Source organism: Lactobacillus kimbladii, assembly GCF_014323605.1.
In the GTDB taxonomy this organism is placed as follows: domain Bacteria; phylum Bacillota; class Bacilli; order Lactobacillales; family Lactobacillaceae; genus Lactobacillus; species Lactobacillus kimbladii_B.
In genome coordinates this window covers 36488-51021 of record NZ_SCMB01000003.1, presented here as the reverse complement: position 1 = coordinate 51021, position 14534 = coordinate 36488, and the positions used below count along the sequence as shown (strand labels likewise).

Sequence of the window (14534 nt, the reverse complement as noted above, 5' to 3'; positions counted from 1 at the left end):
AAACTCTCTCCCAAATTTATATTTTATTTAATAAAGTAACGGTAAATATCGTTTCCCGTTACAGCAATAATTAACACTAACAGTAAGCCGAAACCTATCAATTCCACCATGGCTTCATGATTTTCAGAAATTGGTTTACCACGAACTATTTCAATAAGGTTAAGCAAAAACTTACCACCATCAAGACCAGGTATAGGAATTAGATTCACTATTCCCAAGTTAATTGAAATCATGGCTAAAAAGGCCAAGATATAGGTAAAACCCATTTGCGAAACCTGTGATGTCTGAGAATAAATGCCCACAGGCCCGGAAAGTTTATTTAAACTAAAATGACGGAATAAGCCACCAACTGCATTGAAAATCATTCCAGTAGTAGAAACAGCTGTATTCCAACCACGATTAAATTTAGCACCGAGGCTCTCATCACTTTTTGCTCTAATTCCGATTTGGTATACTTTTTGGCCTTGAACTTTAACAACTTTCGGTTGAACGCTTACCACTTTTTTTTGCTTATTTTTGATAACAGAAATATTAATTTTTTTACTTTTATTCTGAGATATTTCTTCCGAAATTTGTTCGAAGGACGTTATTTTGTGACCATTAAGAGCCAATATTTTTGAATCCGGTTCAATTTTTGCAACAGCAGCTGGTGAATTAGGTGTTACTTCAGCTATTTCTGTAGTTGCAGGCCCTGGAACAGTAAATGTCCAAATTAAAAAAACGACAAAACCTAGAATTATATTCATTAATGGTCCAGCAATATTGGTAGCTAGTTTCTGCCACACATTGGCTTCTTGAAACTGTGTATCACGTGGTGCAATAATTAACTCAGTTTTTGAACGATCAATAACCGTTGCATCATGATTGACTTTGTATGTAACTAATCGATCTTCTTCACCATTTTCATATCCAGAAATAAAAAGTTTATCTACCAAATCAAATGCCGTTACTTGTAATGGTATTCCTTCAATCGGTAAATCTGATTCAGAGGCATCAATTTTTACAACTTCTTTCTGTTGATTAAGCTGCAAAACTACTCTCATCCCTGCTGCTAAATCAGTTTCGTCATCTTTACTTGCTAAACGGACATATCCGCCTAACGGAAGCCACCTAATAGTGTAAGTAGTTGGATTGCGTCTTACTTGGAAAAGCTTAGGTCCCATACCTATAGAAAATTCACGCACTAAAATACCGCACTTTTTCGCAACGATAAAGTGCCCAAATTCATGGACAAAAACCAAGATTCCAAATACTACTAAAAAGATAAGTATACCTTTCACAAGAATCCTCCTAGTGTATGATTCCCATCAAAGCAGCAAAAACAGGTAAAACAAAGAGCATGCTGTCAAAGCGATCCAGAATTCCACCATGTCCTGGCAATATCTTGCCTGAATCTTTAACGCCATAGTATCTCTTATAAGCTGATTCAACCAAGTCACCCATTTGTCCTACAATTGATAATACAAGAGCAAAAATAATCATTTCAATTTGCGAGTGTTTCAAGTTCACAAAGTAAACATAAATTGCAGCACAAATTACAGCGCAAATTGTGCCACCAATTGATCCTTCCCAGGTTTTATTAGGACTAATTATAGGCCACAACTTATGTTTGCCTATTTTACGCCCAATCATGTAGGCTCCAGTATCTGTTAACCAAACTACAACAAAAACATAGCAAAGCAGTGCAAGACCATTGTTTGCGTTTCTAATACTTGCCATGTAATGAAAGCCGGTTCCCACATATAATGAGCCTAAGGTATAAACCGCTACATCATCAAAAGTAGTTTTATTTTTAGTTAAAACAGTCCAAGTTAGCATTAACATTATCAAAGCAAAATAAATGCCGTATTTTGTCCAATGAAATGGCATTGACTTGAGAAAACTATCAGGAACTGCCCAAATAAGGGTGGCCAGTAAAGCTAGTAGAAAGTTTACTGAAACCAATATTTGTTTTTTCATTAAAAAGAATTCACTGATACCAACGGCCGCAAACAAAACGGTGAGCCAATCCATCCAAAGTCCGCCAGCTATGACGATAGGAATAAATAAAATTAAAGCAATAACTGCTGTGATTACACGTTGTTTCATATATTTACCTAACTATCCGATTCATCGACTTTACCGAAACGTCGATGACGATTTTGAAAATCAATAACAAATTTTTCTAGATCTTCTCTAGTAAAATCAGGCCAGTTTTTCTCACTAAAAGCAAGTTCTGAATATGCTAATTGCCATAACATGAAATTAGATATTCTTTGCTCACCAGAAGTTCTGATCAATAAGTCTGGGTCACTGTATTTACCAAAGCTTGCAGTCATCAATCTCTGCGAAATCATTTTTTCAGAAATTTCATCACTTGTAATACTACCCGTTTCAACAAGAGTAGCAATTTCTTTTACTGCTGTAGTAATTTCTCTTCGGGAGCCATAGTTAAAAGCAAAGTTTAAAATTAAACCACTGTTATTAGCAGTTTCAGCCATTGCTCTCTGCACTACATCATAGGTCTTAGAGGGTAACTCGTTTAAATAGCCCATAATGTTCACTTTGACATTTTCTTTCATTAAGGTTGGCATAAACTTATCAAAAAAGCGTACAGGTAAGTTCATCAGATATGCTACTTCTTCTTTTGGTCTACCCCAATTTTCAGTAGAAAACGCATATAAGGATAAAACTTTGATGCCTAATTGGTTGGCTGCTAAAGTTATTCTTTCCACATTATTCATACCTTCGTAATGACCTGCAATTCGTGGTTTGCCCTGTTTTGTGGCCCAACGACCATTACCATCCATGATAATAGCTAAATGATTTAATTGATTTTTTTTATCAGCCATTTAATTAGCCTTGGGTAATCTCTTTACGTTTTTCTTCTGCAATTTGGTCAATCTGTTTGGTAGCATCGTCAGTAACTTTTTGCACTTTCTTTTCCAAATTGCGTTGTTCATCTTCAGTAATTTCATCGTCTTTTTGTTGTTTTTTAAGACTATTCATAGCTTCACGACGAACATTTCTAACTGCAATTTTACTTTCTTCAGCCATTTTATTGACCTCTTTGGCAATTTCTTGACGTCTCTCACCAGTTAATTGTGGAATAACAAGACGAATGACCTTACCATCATTTGCAGGAGTCAAACCCAAATTGGACGCCAAGAGTGCATGTTCAATATCATCAAGACTGTTTTGATCATAAGGTGTAATTAATAACACGCGTGGCTCAGGAATAGTCACACTAGACATTTGCGTCAAGGGGGTCGGCGCTCCATAATAGTCAACTTTTACCCCATCAAGTAGAGCTGCGTTAGCGACACTGGCACGAATAGAGCTCAAGTTTTTTTGAAAAACAGTAATTGATTTTTTCATATTATCTTGAGCTTTTTTTATTGCGTCATTATTCATTATTTTTTCCTCCGATTACTGTTCCAATATTCTCACCTAATACCACTTTTTTTATGTTACCTTCAGTATTAACATTAAATACGATAAGAGGAATGTTGGTATCCATTGAAAGTGAGCTTGCAGTTCTGTCCATGACTTTTAAGTTTTTAGAAATAATATCTAGTTGAGAAAGTTCACTGTATTTTTTGGCATGCGGATCAACTTTCGGATCAGCGGAATAAACTCCGTCAACTCCATTTTTAGCCATTAGGATCACGTCAGCACCTATTTCCGCAGCTCTTAAAGCAGCAGTTGTATCGGTAGAAAAATATGGATTACCAGTGCCGCCACCCATAATAACTACGCGTCCTTTTTCCATGTGGTGAATAGCCTTTCTCCTAATATATGGTTCAGCGATTTGCCTCATTTCAATTGATGTTTGCAATCTAGTTGGTACACCTACACGTTCCAAGCCATCTTGAAGAGCTAACCCGTTCATTATGGTAGCAAGCATCCCCATATAATCAGCCTGTGAACGTTCCATCCCTAGTTTTGCGCCAGTTTCCCCGCGCCACATATTACCGCCACCACAGACGATACCAATGTCAACTCCCAAATCGTGAACAGATTTAATCTCCTTTGCTAAATGACTAATGACAGTAGGATTTATACCGGTTCCTTCATCACCAGCCAGAGCTTCACCAGAAATTTTCAAAACTATTCGCTTATACTTAACTTTAGTCATGACAACCTCCTCTATTAACTTTAGTTATTCTACCATATAAAGAGGGCAAATGTGGACTTAGAAATAAAAGAGAGAAATTTCTTAAAAAACCTCAAAGTAAGTTAACTTCGAGATTTTGATAAAATTAGTATTTATTTTCTTTATTAATTTGAAGTAATAAATTATAAAGCGATCCGTATAGATTCGAATCGTTTCTAAAATGAGCAGAAACGATTGCCGGTTTAGTTAAGGTGTCACCAATAATCGAATTATAGTCATTAACTAACTTGTCATAAGCTTTATTGATACCACTGATTAAAATTGGCTGCGCACTTATACCTCCTCCAACGGCTATTTTATCTAAATCTACTACTGTTTGAATATTAAGAATTAAAGTTGCTACTTTTAAACAATAATCATTAAAAATCTTCACAGCTTCTCTTTTACCGGACTTTATTGCTTCAAAAGCATGCAATCCGTCATTTACATTCTTATGATTTAGTTTACGATTAATTGACTTAACAAAATTCACACCAGAACCATTACTTCCTACGGCACCTTCCATATCTTTAGGTTGTGATAAATCATTAATCATAAAACTTAATTCACCAGCTTGATAGTGTGTGCCTCGCAATAGATGACCATTAATTATAATGCCCCCACCAACACCGGTTCCAAGGGTTATTGCGGCGCAATTCGATTCACCTTTTAGACTACCCAACCAATTTTCTGCTAAAACGCTAGCCTTACCATCATTTATTACCGCTACTGGAATCCTGTATTTTTTACCATAAATTTCGGCAAAATCAATTCCATCCAAAAAAGGTAATGAACCACCAAATCTGATTTTAGTGTTTTCAATTTTTCCAGGAGAGCAAAAAGCCAAGCCTTTTATATCTGAAATATAATGTATTACAATTCGATCTATTTTTGCCAAAAATTCAGATTTATTTTTAACAGTAGAAATTTTATCTTTTTCGATTATATTCCCAGCATAATCTAATTTTGCATATTTAATTTCAGTTCCACCAATATCAATGCTTAAATAATTTTTCATATATCCCTTGTATTCCTTATCTAAAAAGCTCAATGCATTTTTTCAGCAGCAATAAAAATTATATTTTAAAAAAGTATAATTTCCAACCCCTTAATTTTGAAAATAAGATTATCAAAAATAATCGAATAAGCTTCTTTACTTCTATCTTATTTTTTAAAATAATAAATGTAAGACTTAGTATTAAATAAGGATCTGAGTAAATGAAAAAATACCCCTATCCAACTTATAAAAAAGCTGATATTGGTGATTATCTCAAAGTATTTGCTTGCACAGCAGTCATGACCCAGCCAATAATGTCCCTAATTATGAAAGAAGGACGATCTTATTATACCAAGGACATTTTTGGCATCGTGTATAACCTAGTTAAATATACAGCACTAGGATTTATTTTTGGCATACTTTATTCCACTATCCGCACTTTTGATCTAAATGATAGTTTTTCTTATCAAAAATACCGGCGTTCAAATTGGTCAAATCTTTTTGTTTCCACAATATGATGGACTTTAATTTACTTAATAGGAATGCCGGGGTTACAACAAGTAAGTAAATTTAGCAACTTCTAGTCTTTTTGTTGGCACTTTATTAACGGCAACGCCGCACCTCATTTATGGTACAACACCACGATGTTACAAATTATTATTTTAATGCCTTTTTTCTGGACCCTTAGCTGCTTTGTTGGTAAAGATGCCAAACGAGGCATTACGGTAGCAATAATAACTTTTATCTTTCATTTTGTTTGGCTTAGATTCTATGATTATTTTGCTTTTCATGGCAAGCAAGAAAGAAGTTGGTACCTTCTTGATCGTATTTTTATTTCTTTTCTTATTATGGTGTGCTTGCTTGGCAACTGCGAGATTATGTCAATACGCTTTTACAAAGGTTTTGGTGGCTAATACTGATTGCCTTTGGCGGATGCTTTTTTGGACTAACTTTGAATTACAAAATTTTGGTCACCCGGTACTTTTTGCTGATGCACCATATTATAAGTCGTCAATGACTTTTTATTGCTTAGCAGTCATTGCTTTAATTTCGTCTTTTTACTTTTATAAAGTCAGAAAAAATTCAAAAATTAGTCTACAAGTTTTTCACATTTTAGCCGCTTACACCAACCGATCTTATTCATCAAATGTCTTTTGGAACCAAATTATTTGGCATAGCTTAATATATCAAACAATATACCATTCTCCATCCTTTTTGCAGCTTTTGAGCCACCTGGTTATTAACGTGGCTATTATCTTTTGCATCCGCATATTTTTACATATTTTCTGGGCTAATACTAAAAGCTATTTATTAAACAAAACAAAAAGGCACCGATTAGTGCCATAAATATTTTTTGAGATGCTTTTATCTAATCAGGTGATTTCCATTACGAAAGCTGCGCCTTGTGGAGTAGATAGAAAAATTGCTCCAGCAATTAAGATTAAACCAGTTAAAAAAAGCGTGACCTTAACTGATTGAGACGTGTTTTTGGCAAAACATAAATATATTAGAAAAGCACCGACAGCTAATGAAATTAGCATTACCCAAAATCCCATAAGTTTTTCACCGTCCTTAAAATAATTTTAATTACATGGTAAATGATAGTTTTAATAAGATAAAGAAAATTTGAAAAACTTAATTCTAATTAATCACTTTTACTTTAACTTAACACTTAAAAAACTTGTCTTGAATCATTCTTTCCTTTTTACCTGACATTAACCAGGTAATTAAGGGCTGTTATATTAATGTCTTTTGCATTAAAAGGATCTTCAATGAGAAAAATTACTTGCTATTGTCCTATCGAAAAGAATACTTGGTAAATCCAATAATTTTTTAATACCTTTGATTTTTCAAGTTCATTGCGAGAGATATGAAAACTAAATCTATCGCTCCTATTTTCTTTTGTTGTTTTTACTTCTATATATCTTGGAATACCATCTAGCTCATAAGATAAAATATCATATCCTAATGAATCATCAACTTTAGATTCCCATTCTAGATTTATATCATTGAAATCTTTCAGCCTTTTAACCTCACTATTAAAAACACTTTTCTTCTCCAATCATACCTAGCTTGACATTTTTTCTCTTTATATGAATATTCTTTATTTTCAGGGATTTGTAGAGTTTCAATGTCATAATCTGTTGTTTTAGACAATTAGTATTATCAAGTATTTAATTTCTTAGCTTTGGAAAAAAGATAATAAAGATAATTACCATATTCAATATTAGACCAGCCTTTTAGCGCTTTATTCTTCCTTTTCAAATAAATTAACTTTTTTTGCAATTCATAAATTGACATATTTTTTAATTTTTTTGATAAAACTGTAATAAAAAGTATGTCAGTGGTTCTTTTGCAAAAATATTTAAGTATTTATTGAGATAATAAACAGATAATATTTTATGCTTTAATATATTTGAAAGTGGAATAGCATCAATTTTTTTACTCATTTTATCTTTTTTACCTAAGTCAATGATTTTGACAATTGCTGCTTTCAAATCAGTAAAAGACTATTTTCATCATTTCTTTGCCATGCTTTCGTAACAACGTAATCCTGTTTTTGTTGGTTATAATAAATACCATTTTTTGAATTTGAACCTCTTATACTGCCCAATTGAGCTAAATTAAATTCAAGTTGATAGCAAAAGCTATTTTTATTTCCTTTACCAACAACAAAATCGTCTAAATTCATATCATTTTTAATATAACTTTGCGTATATTTATTAACGAAATCGTGTCTTAACCGATTAAGATTTCTGGAATCCCTATTAAATGAATCCAGCATGTAGTCAAACTCTGCCAGTTTCCTCATTATTGAAACCTCATTTCCTGTTAAAATTATTTTCTTTCTCAAATACAGAAAGTTCCATAATTTAAGATTATCACTTTTTGTCAATGATTTCTCAAAATTTTAGCAAACAAAAAGCCCTCATCTATACAGATAAAAGCTTTTAATTGAATAAATAAAAATATGTATCTACTTCATTTGTTCTTTTACTTCAGCAGCAAAGTCTTCTTGTTTCTTTTCGATACCTTCGCCAACTTCGTAACGTTTGTAGCCAACAACTTCGCAGCCTTCTGATTTAGCATATTCAGCTACAGTCATATCGCCATCTTTAACGTAAGGTTGGTCTACTAAACATATCTCACTGAGATACTTGTTTACTCTGCCCTCAACAATCTTAGGAATGATTTTAGCAGGCTTGCCTTCATTTTCAGTTTCCTTAGTGAAAACTTCTTTCTGACGATCAAAATCAGCCTTTGGCACTGAATCCTTGTCCAAGTATTCTGGATTAATTGCGGCAACGTGCATGGCAATGTTCTTAGCAGCTTCTTCACTGTTGCCTTTCAAGGTAACAACTGCAACAATTGCACCACCATTGTGCTTGTAGGCACCAAAGACTTCATCATCATTCTTAGTAATTAGATCAAATCTTCTCAACGTGATTTTTTCACCAATGACAGCAGTAAGGTTGGTAATTTCCTCACCAATTGTTGAATTACCCATTGGTGACTTTAATGCATCTTCAACATTTGCTGGTTTAGCAGCTAAAATCGCCTTGGTAACATCATCAACCAATTTGATGAACTTGTCATTAGATGAAACAAAATCAGTTTCTGAGTTAATCTCAACTACAACAGCATCATTTCCATCAAAAGCATATTCTGCAAGACCTTCGGCAGCGATACGACCACTCTTCTTAGCAGCTTTAGCAACTCCATTTTCTCTTAAAATATCAATTGCCTTTTCAATATCACCATCAGCTTTAACCAAAGCCTTCTTGGAATCCATCATGCCGGCACCGGTACGGTCACGTAATTCTTTTACTTGTTTAGCAGTAATGTTTGCCATTATTTTTCCTTCCAAATAAAAACTTATTAATAATTAAAACTAGTCTTCATCTGAGTCAAAAGTTTCTTCAGCTTCTACTGTTTTTTCTGCATCAGCATCAGTATCTGCTTGTTTTTCTTCTGCACCCTTAGCCATTTCCGCTTCAGCATTGTCATCATCTTGACCTTGCTTACCTTCAATAACAGCATCAGCCATTGCGCCTGAAATCAAACGAATTGCACGAATAGCATCGTCGTTTGCAGGAATAACTACGTCAACAGGGTCTGGATCAGTGTTAGTGTCGACCATAGCTACTACAGGAATTCCTAAAATATTAGCTTCATGAACAGCAATCTTTTCCTTTTTAGGATCGACTACGAATAAAACATCTGGAATTCTAGGCATATCTTCAATACCACCTAAGAATCTTTCCAATTTATCCTTTTCTTTAGTCAAAAGAGAAGCTTCCTTCTTTGGCAATACATCAAATGTGCCATCTTCTGACATTTTCTTTAAATCTTTTAATCTTTGTACTCGGCTCTGGATAGTCTTCCAGTTAGTCAAAGTACCACCTAACCAACGTTGGTTAACGTAGTATTGACCAGCACGAGTAGCTTCTTCAGCAATTGAATCTTGAGCTTGTTTCTTAGTACCAACAAAAAGAATAACGCCACCGTTTTGAGCAACAGCTCTTACGAATGCATAAGCATCATCTAACATTTTGATGGTTTTTTGCAAATCAATGATATAAATACCATTTCTTTGTGTGAAGATATAAGGAGCCATCTTTGGATCCCATCTTCTAGTTTGGTGACCAAAGTGGACACCGGCTTCAAGCAATTGTTTCATAGAAACTACTGACATATTAACTTCCTCCTATGGTTTTAATCCTCTCAAGCGGTCATTTCAGTATTTCACCATTTGTATGGCACCGAAATACTGATTGCTCTTGATGTTTTTTATACATATGCATAAAGGCATACGTTAAAATAATACTAGATTATTGTTTAAGATGCAAGGTTAAAAGTTAACTTTATGTTCTCTTAAAAATCTTTCCTTCCATAATCTGTTATGATGCTTAAACCAATATTCCCTTTTAAGCGCCAGTTTTTTATCTTTAAACTCTTCATGATAAAGTAATTTAACCGGTCTGCGAGATTTTGTGTATTTGGCACCCTTGCCGCTATTATGTGCTTTCAGTCGTTTATGTAAATCATCAGTAAAGCCACCATAGAAGCTATTATCTTTGCATAAGAGTACATAAAAATAATATCTCCTACTCTTTTGCCTTTTTGCTCTATCCGATTCCTTTTCTCTTATTATACGCTGAATTTGAGGAAGATAATTACCGTTTTTATCATGTACCTCAATGGCATCCCTTAATACCAGACCATCTCTACCGGTATGCTTAACTGCTTCAATAATTATTAAATTGCAGTTTTCTCCTCGATGAGAAACATATGGCTGTACAAACTTAATACTCAAATCATGTTTAAGACAAAAATAGGCAATTTCATTTAAACGCTCTGGTCGATGAACCATAAATAATTTGCCTTTCATTTTAAGCAAGGCACTGGCTACAAAAATTATTTCTTCCAAATTAATTAAGATTTCATGTCGGGCAATAGCCTTTGCTGGATCAGGATTAACCTTATGATTTTGTGCAACTTTAAAGTAAGGTGGATTCACGACAATCACATCATAGGAATCTTTTCGTAAAAAAACTGGAGCATCTTTGACATTTTTTTGAAAAACCTGGATACGATTTTCCATATTATTTAACGCAATAGAACGTTCAGCTTGTGAAGCCACTTTTTCCTGTATTTCAACCGCATCATATTTGGCACGATTAAAATAAGCCATATACATTGTTGCTGCACAATTGCCAGCACATAAATCCGCTACCTTGGAATTATCTTTAATTGCATCCTTTGCAGTTGCTGCTAAAAGCAGAGTATCTAATGAAAAGCTGAAAGATGATTTATTTTGAATTATTTTTAAATCATCACTGTACATATAATCAATACGTTCATTTTTCAATAATTTTTCCATAAAAATTTGTCCTCTCTCGCAGCTTTGTTATAATATTTTACATCAATTGGAGGAAATTATGTTTTATCATTTCATTCGTCCGGTAGCCCGCTTTATAGTTTGGCTATTAAATGGACATTTACACGTTGATCATAAGGAAAGAATTCCGGCAGGGAACTATATATTAGCAGCACCACATAGAACTTGGTGGGAACCGATTTTATTCGCTTTAGCGGCAAGTCCAAAAGAGTTCATGTTTATGGCTAAAATAGAATTGTTTAAAAACCCGATATTGCGGTTCATCTTAAAACACGCTCATGCTTTTCCTGTAGACCGTAAGCATCCTGGACCTTCAGCCTTAAAAACTCCCATTAATGGATTGAGAAAAGGTAATTATTCCTTAATTATTTTTCCCTCAGGTACCAGGCATTCATCTGAAATGAAAGGCGGCACAATTGCCATTGCCAAATTATCAAACAAGCCTATAGTACCAGTGGTCTATCAGGGTCCACTAACTTTCACTGGTTTATTAAAACGCCAACCCTTAGAAGTTTGTTTCGGGGAGCCATTTATGATTGACCGTAAAATAAAACTCACTCACGAAAACGAAGCTATGTTAGACAATAAGCTTAAAAAAGCCTGGGATAAAGTTGACTACGAACAAAACCCCAATTTTCATTATCAACCTAAATAAAAAATTACTCTTTAAACATTAGCTCAATGAACAAGTGTTAAAATAAAAATGTAAAAAAGTTAGATGGAGGATTTCAAAATTGTTAGAAAAAAGTTTTTATAGAGCTATGTTAAGCAAGTCCTTTCCTTTCCCTGTCAAAGTAACATACTGGGATGGCAAAAGTGAAGTATACGGAAACGGTACTCCAAATATAGAGATAATTTTTAACGAGAAAATTCCGACTAGTACTATCTCAAAAAATGCTTCTCTTGCTTTAGGCGAAGCATATATGGATAAAAGAATCGAAATCAAGGGCAGTTTGCAAAAACTAATTTGCGGAGCTTATGAAAGTGCCGGAAGTTTCATGCGGTCCAGTAAATTTCGTAAATTTTTACCAAAAGAAAAACACACTGAAGCACAAAGTGAAAAAGATGTTCAACGTCACTATGATATCGGTAACGACTTTTATAAATTATGGCTTGACCCTACTTTAACATATTCGTGTGCATATTTTGAAAATGAAAATGATGACCTTAAAACAGCACAATTGAATAAAATCCATCATATTTTAAATAAATTACATCCTGAAAAAGGAAAGACATTACTTGATATTGGATGTGGCTGGGGTACTCTAATGTTGGTTGCTGCCAAAGAATATGGCTTAAAAGTAACTGGTGTAACTCTGAGTGAAGAGCAGTTTAAACTTGTTCAAAAGAAAATATACGACCAAAACTTGCAAGATATTGCAGAAGTTAAGTTAGAAGACTACCGCGAGTTGGAAAATGAACAATGGGATTACATTACCTCTGTAGGAATGTTTGAACACGTCGGTAAAGAAAATTTAGGTCAATACTTTGCCGATGTTTCAAAATATTTAAAGAAAGATGGCGTAGCTCTCATTCATGGCATCACACGTCAACAAGGCGGTGCCAAGAACGCTTGGATTAACAAGTACATTTTCCCAGGTGGTTATGTACCAGGGTTAAGTGAAAATATCAGTCATATTGTCGAAAACAACATGCAAATTACGGATTTGGAAATGCTTAGAAGACATTACCAAAGAACATTGGAAATTTGGGATAAAAATTTTAATGCTAAACGGGATCAAATTCAAAAGAATATGGGTGAGCGTTTTACTCGAATGTGGGATTTATACCTGCAAGCTTGCGCTGCTTCTTTTGAATCTGGCAACATCGATGTTGTACAATATCTGATTACTAAAGGACCTTCAGGTAAAAACTTACCAATGACTAGAAGGTACATGTTAAATAAGTAGTATTAATAATTTAATCTACACAAAAAAGCTGACAAATATACTTTGTCAGCTTTTTTTGTTATTAAACGCACATATAACACTATGAATTAGGATACGAATTAAGGTTCAAAAATCTTCCCTGGATTAACAATATAATTAGGATCAAATAACTTTTTAACCTTACGTAGTAAGTCGGTATAATCTTTACCGTAAAAGTCTTCATAGTAATTTGCTCTTGCATAACCAATTCCGTGTTCACCGGACATATTACCATCAAGAGATTTAGCGGTTTTATACAATTCAGAAATAACTTTATCACTGGTTTTAGCATACTCTTCATCAGACATATTGTCAGAGCAAAGATAAATATGTAAGTTTCCATCTCCAGCATGACCAAAGTTTGGAATCCTAATGTTTAATTCTTTTTCTAATTCCTCAATCCGGTCTAATACAACAGGAATGTGGTTGATTGGAACACAAACATCAATCTCATCCATCTTAGGAGTAGAGTTTTGAATGGCCAGCAATAACTCTTCACGACATTTCCAGATCTTCTTGGCTTCATCAGAATCAGCACTCAGAACGATAGCTTTTTCAGCTTTAAAAGGTTTAACAACTTCTAAAGTTTCGTTAAGTTCTGCTTTCCACTCATCTTCTGTAAAGGCATCAATTCCAATGATAATAAAGCCGTCACCATGCTTAATCGGAAACTCATCTTTAGCATAAGTTTCCCAGAGTTTAACAACCTTACGTCCCATAAACTCAACGGTAGTTGGTACAACCCCAGATTTAAGAATAGCTGGTACTGATCTAATAGCATCATTCAAAGTTGGAAATGGAATAATGGCATTAATAGATTTGTGAGGTCTTGGGTATAAACGAATTGTAACTTCTGTTACAACACCCAATGTTCCTTCTGAACCAATGATCAAATCTTTCAATGAATAGCCAGAAGATGATTTAACTGCCTTCGAACCAAATTTATATAATTTACCATTAGTTAAAACAACTTTAATCTCACGAATGTGTTCTCTGGTAACGCCATATTTAATAGCTTTAAGTCCACCGGCATTGGTAGAAACATTACCACCAATAGTTGCCCAGTGCATGGCTGGAGCAGGCATATACATGAAAGGCTTATCAGCCAGATATTCGTCCAAGTCCTTCAATCTCAATCCTGCTTGAACAGTCATGGTCAAACTTTCTGGATCATATTCCAAAACCTTGTTCATTTTGATCATGTCTAGTGAAATTCCGCCATCAACAGCAAGGTTAGCTCCCATTAAACCAGTTGAATTTCCTCTTGGAACCAAAGGTATTGAATGATCACTCGCATATTTAACAACATTCATTACCTCTTCATTACTTGTTGGTTGAATTACCAAATCAGGCATAGCTTTGACTGTGCCAAATTGGTCATGATCCCAGTGTTTAGTAGGTTTAGTAATAAACCTTTCTGGATCCGAAATGAACTTACTTAAATTATCCAGATCAGTTTGATTAATTTTATGATATTCCATTATAATTCCCTTCTTACTAAAATCATAATATAGCTATTGCTAACATGATAAATTTACTCTTTAATGTAAACGCTGTCAATACCAAATATAA

15 protein-coding genes and 1 pseudogene are annotated in these 14534 nt (G+C 34.1%); 3 read left to right on the top strand and 13 right to left on the bottom strand.

Translation table 11 applies throughout. The features are described 5' to 3' along the window. Window positions 1-23 precede the first annotated feature (23 nt). From rseP to ERK18_RS05395, 6 genes are all read right to left on the bottom strand, one after another. A complete protein-coding gene (rseP, locus tag ERK18_RS05420) occupies window positions 24-1280 on the bottom strand; it encodes an RIP metalloprotease RseP (protein ID WP_187154616.1) in 1257 nt (418 codons plus the stop codon). A gap of 10 nt (window positions 1281-1290) precedes the next feature. Then, window positions 1291-2088: a phosphatidate cytidylyltransferase gene (locus ERK18_RS05415; protein WP_187154615.1), complete on the bottom strand. Its 798-nt coding sequence runs from the start codon at window positions 2086-2088 to the stop codon at window positions 1291-1293. An 8-nt stretch (window positions 2089-2096) separates the two neighbouring features. Then, window positions 2097-2831, bottom strand: coding sequence for an isoprenyl transferase (locus tag ERK18_RS05410; RefSeq protein ID WP_187154614.1), 735 nt, complete (start codon window positions 2829-2831; stop codon window positions 2097-2099). A 4-nt stretch (window positions 2832-2835) separates the two neighbouring features. Next, window positions 2836-3393: a ribosome recycling factor gene (gene frr, locus ERK18_RS05405; protein WP_187154613.1), complete on the bottom strand. Its 558-nt coding sequence runs from the start codon at window positions 3391-3393 to the stop codon at window positions 2836-2838. Further along, on the bottom strand, window positions 3386-4117 hold the full coding sequence (gene pyrH, locus ERK18_RS05400) for a UMP kinase (protein ID WP_187154612.1): 732 nt from the start codon (window positions 4115-4117) through the stop codon (window positions 3386-3388). The genes frr and pyrH overlap by 8 nt, the downstream gene beginning before the upstream one ends. Window positions 4118-4241: 124 nt before the next feature. Next, the gene (locus ERK18_RS05395) at window positions 4242-5153 is read right to left on the bottom strand and encodes an ROK family protein (protein ID WP_187154611.1); all 912 of its coding nucleotides are present in this window, start codon (window positions 5151-5153) and stop codon (window positions 4242-4244) included. A gap of 200 nt (window positions 5154-5353) precedes the next feature. On the opposite strand from ERK18_RS05395, the pseudogene ERK18_RS05390 reads away from it, so the two are divergent. After that, a pseudogene (locus tag ERK18_RS05390) lies at window positions 5354-6479 on the top strand (acyltransferase). A gap of 26 nt (window positions 6480-6505) precedes the next feature. On the opposite strand, the gene ERK18_RS05385 reads toward ERK18_RS05390, so the two are convergent. The 6 genes from ERK18_RS05385 to ERK18_RS05360 form a co-directional block, all read right to left on the bottom strand. Beyond that, the gene (locus ERK18_RS05385; RefSeq protein ID WP_109918483.1) at window positions 6506-6688 is read right to left on the bottom strand and encodes a hypothetical protein; all 183 of its coding nucleotides are present in this window, start codon (window positions 6686-6688) and stop codon (window positions 6506-6508) included. A 233-nt stretch (window positions 6689-6921) separates the two neighbouring features. Then, window positions 6922-7194, bottom strand: a complete 273-nt coding sequence (locus ERK18_RS05380; protein WP_187154610.1) for a protein NO VEIN domain-containing protein — start codon at window positions 7192-7194, stop codon at window positions 6922-6924. A 432-nt stretch (window positions 7195-7626) separates the two neighbouring features. Beyond that, the gene (locus ERK18_RS05375) at window positions 7627-7944 is read right to left on the bottom strand and encodes a hypothetical protein (protein ID WP_187154609.1); all 318 of its coding nucleotides are present in this window, start codon (window positions 7942-7944) and stop codon (window positions 7627-7629) included. A 165-nt stretch (window positions 7945-8109) separates the two neighbouring features. Beyond that, window positions 8110-8985, bottom strand: a complete 876-nt coding sequence (tsf, locus tag ERK18_RS05370) for a translation elongation factor Ts (RefSeq protein WP_187154608.1) — start codon at window positions 8983-8985, stop codon at window positions 8110-8112. 39 nt (window positions 8986-9024) lie between these two features. Beyond that, entirely contained in the window at window positions 9025-9828 is an 804-nt protein-coding gene (gene rpsB, locus ERK18_RS05365; RefSeq protein WP_187154607.1) for a 30S ribosomal protein S2, read from the bottom strand. 156 nt (window positions 9829-9984) lie between these two features. Next, the gene (locus tag ERK18_RS05360) at window positions 9985-11016 is read right to left on the bottom strand and encodes a GIY-YIG nuclease family protein (protein WP_187154606.1); all 1032 of its coding nucleotides are present in this window, start codon (window positions 11014-11016) and stop codon (window positions 9985-9987) included. A 58-nt stretch (window positions 11017-11074) separates the two neighbouring features. Here ERK18_RS05360 and ERK18_RS05355 point away from each other — a divergent pair, with 58 nt between their 5' ends. Next, the gene (locus ERK18_RS05355; protein WP_187154605.1) at window positions 11075-11689 is read left to right on the top strand and encodes a lysophospholipid acyltransferase family protein; all 615 of its coding nucleotides are present in this window, start codon (window positions 11075-11077) and stop codon (window positions 11687-11689) included. A 79-nt stretch (window positions 11690-11768) separates the two neighbouring features. Continuing rightward, entirely contained in the window at window positions 11769-12944 is a 1176-nt protein-coding gene (locus ERK18_RS05350; protein WP_187154604.1) for an SAM-dependent methyltransferase, read from the top strand. A gap of 98 nt (window positions 12945-13042) precedes the next feature. On the opposite strand, the gene ERK18_RS05345 is transcribed toward ERK18_RS05350, so the two are convergent. Beyond that, window positions 13043-14443 (bottom strand): FAD-binding oxidoreductase, encoded by a 1401-nt coding sequence (locus ERK18_RS05345; RefSeq protein WP_187154603.1) that lies wholly within the window; start codon window positions 14441-14443, stop codon window positions 13043-13045. Between the last annotated feature and the right edge of the window lie 91 nt (window positions 14444-14534).

What these genes read in the sequence shown, in the direction of transcription:
- frr (WP_187154613.1), bottom strand. Translation starts at nt 3,393, where the DNA reads ATGAATAATGACGCAATAAAAAAAGCTCAAGATAATATGAAAAAATCA.
- ERK18_RS05385 (WP_109918483.1), bottom strand. Translation starts at nt 6,688, where the DNA reads ATGGGATTTTGGGTAATGCTAATTTCATTAGCTGTCGGTGCTTTTCTA.
- ERK18_RS05410 (WP_187154614.1), bottom strand. Translation starts at nt 2,831, where the DNA reads ATGGCTGATAAAAAAAATCAATTAAATCATTTAGCTATTATCATGGAT.
- ERK18_RS05415 (WP_187154615.1), bottom strand. Translation starts at nt 2,088, where the DNA reads ATGAAACAACGTGTAATCACAGCAGTTATTGCTTTAATTTTATTTATT.
- ERK18_RS05395 (WP_187154611.1), bottom strand. Translation starts at nt 5,153, where the DNA reads ATGAAAAATTATTTAAGCATTGATATTGGTGGAACTGAAATTAAATAT.
- ERK18_RS05375 (WP_187154609.1), bottom strand. Translation starts at nt 7,944, where the DNA reads ATGAGGAAACTGGCAGAGTTTGACTACATGCTGGATTCATTTAATAGG.
- pyrH (WP_187154612.1), bottom strand. Translation starts at nt 4,117, where the DNA reads ATGACTAAAGTTAAGTATAAGCGAATAGTTTTGAAAATTTCTGGTGAA.
- ERK18_RS05360 (WP_187154606.1), bottom strand. Translation starts at nt 11,016, where the DNA reads ATGGAAAAATTATTGAAAAATGAACGTATTGATTATATGTACAGTGAT.
- ERK18_RS05345 (WP_187154603.1), bottom strand. Translation starts at nt 14,443, where the DNA reads ATGGAATATCATAAAATTAATCAAACTGATCTGGATAATTTAAGTAAG.
- tsf (WP_187154608.1), bottom strand. Translation starts at nt 8,985, where the DNA reads ATGGCAAACATTACTGCTAAACAAGTAAAAGAATTACGTGACCGTACC.
- ERK18_RS05355 (WP_187154605.1), top strand. Translation starts at nt 11,075, where the DNA reads ATGTTTTATCATTTCATTCGTCCGGTAGCCCGCTTTATAGTTTGGCTA.
- rpsB (WP_187154607.1), bottom strand. Translation starts at nt 9,828, where the DNA reads ATGTCAGTAGTTTCTATGAAACAATTGCTTGAAGCCGGTGTCCACTTT.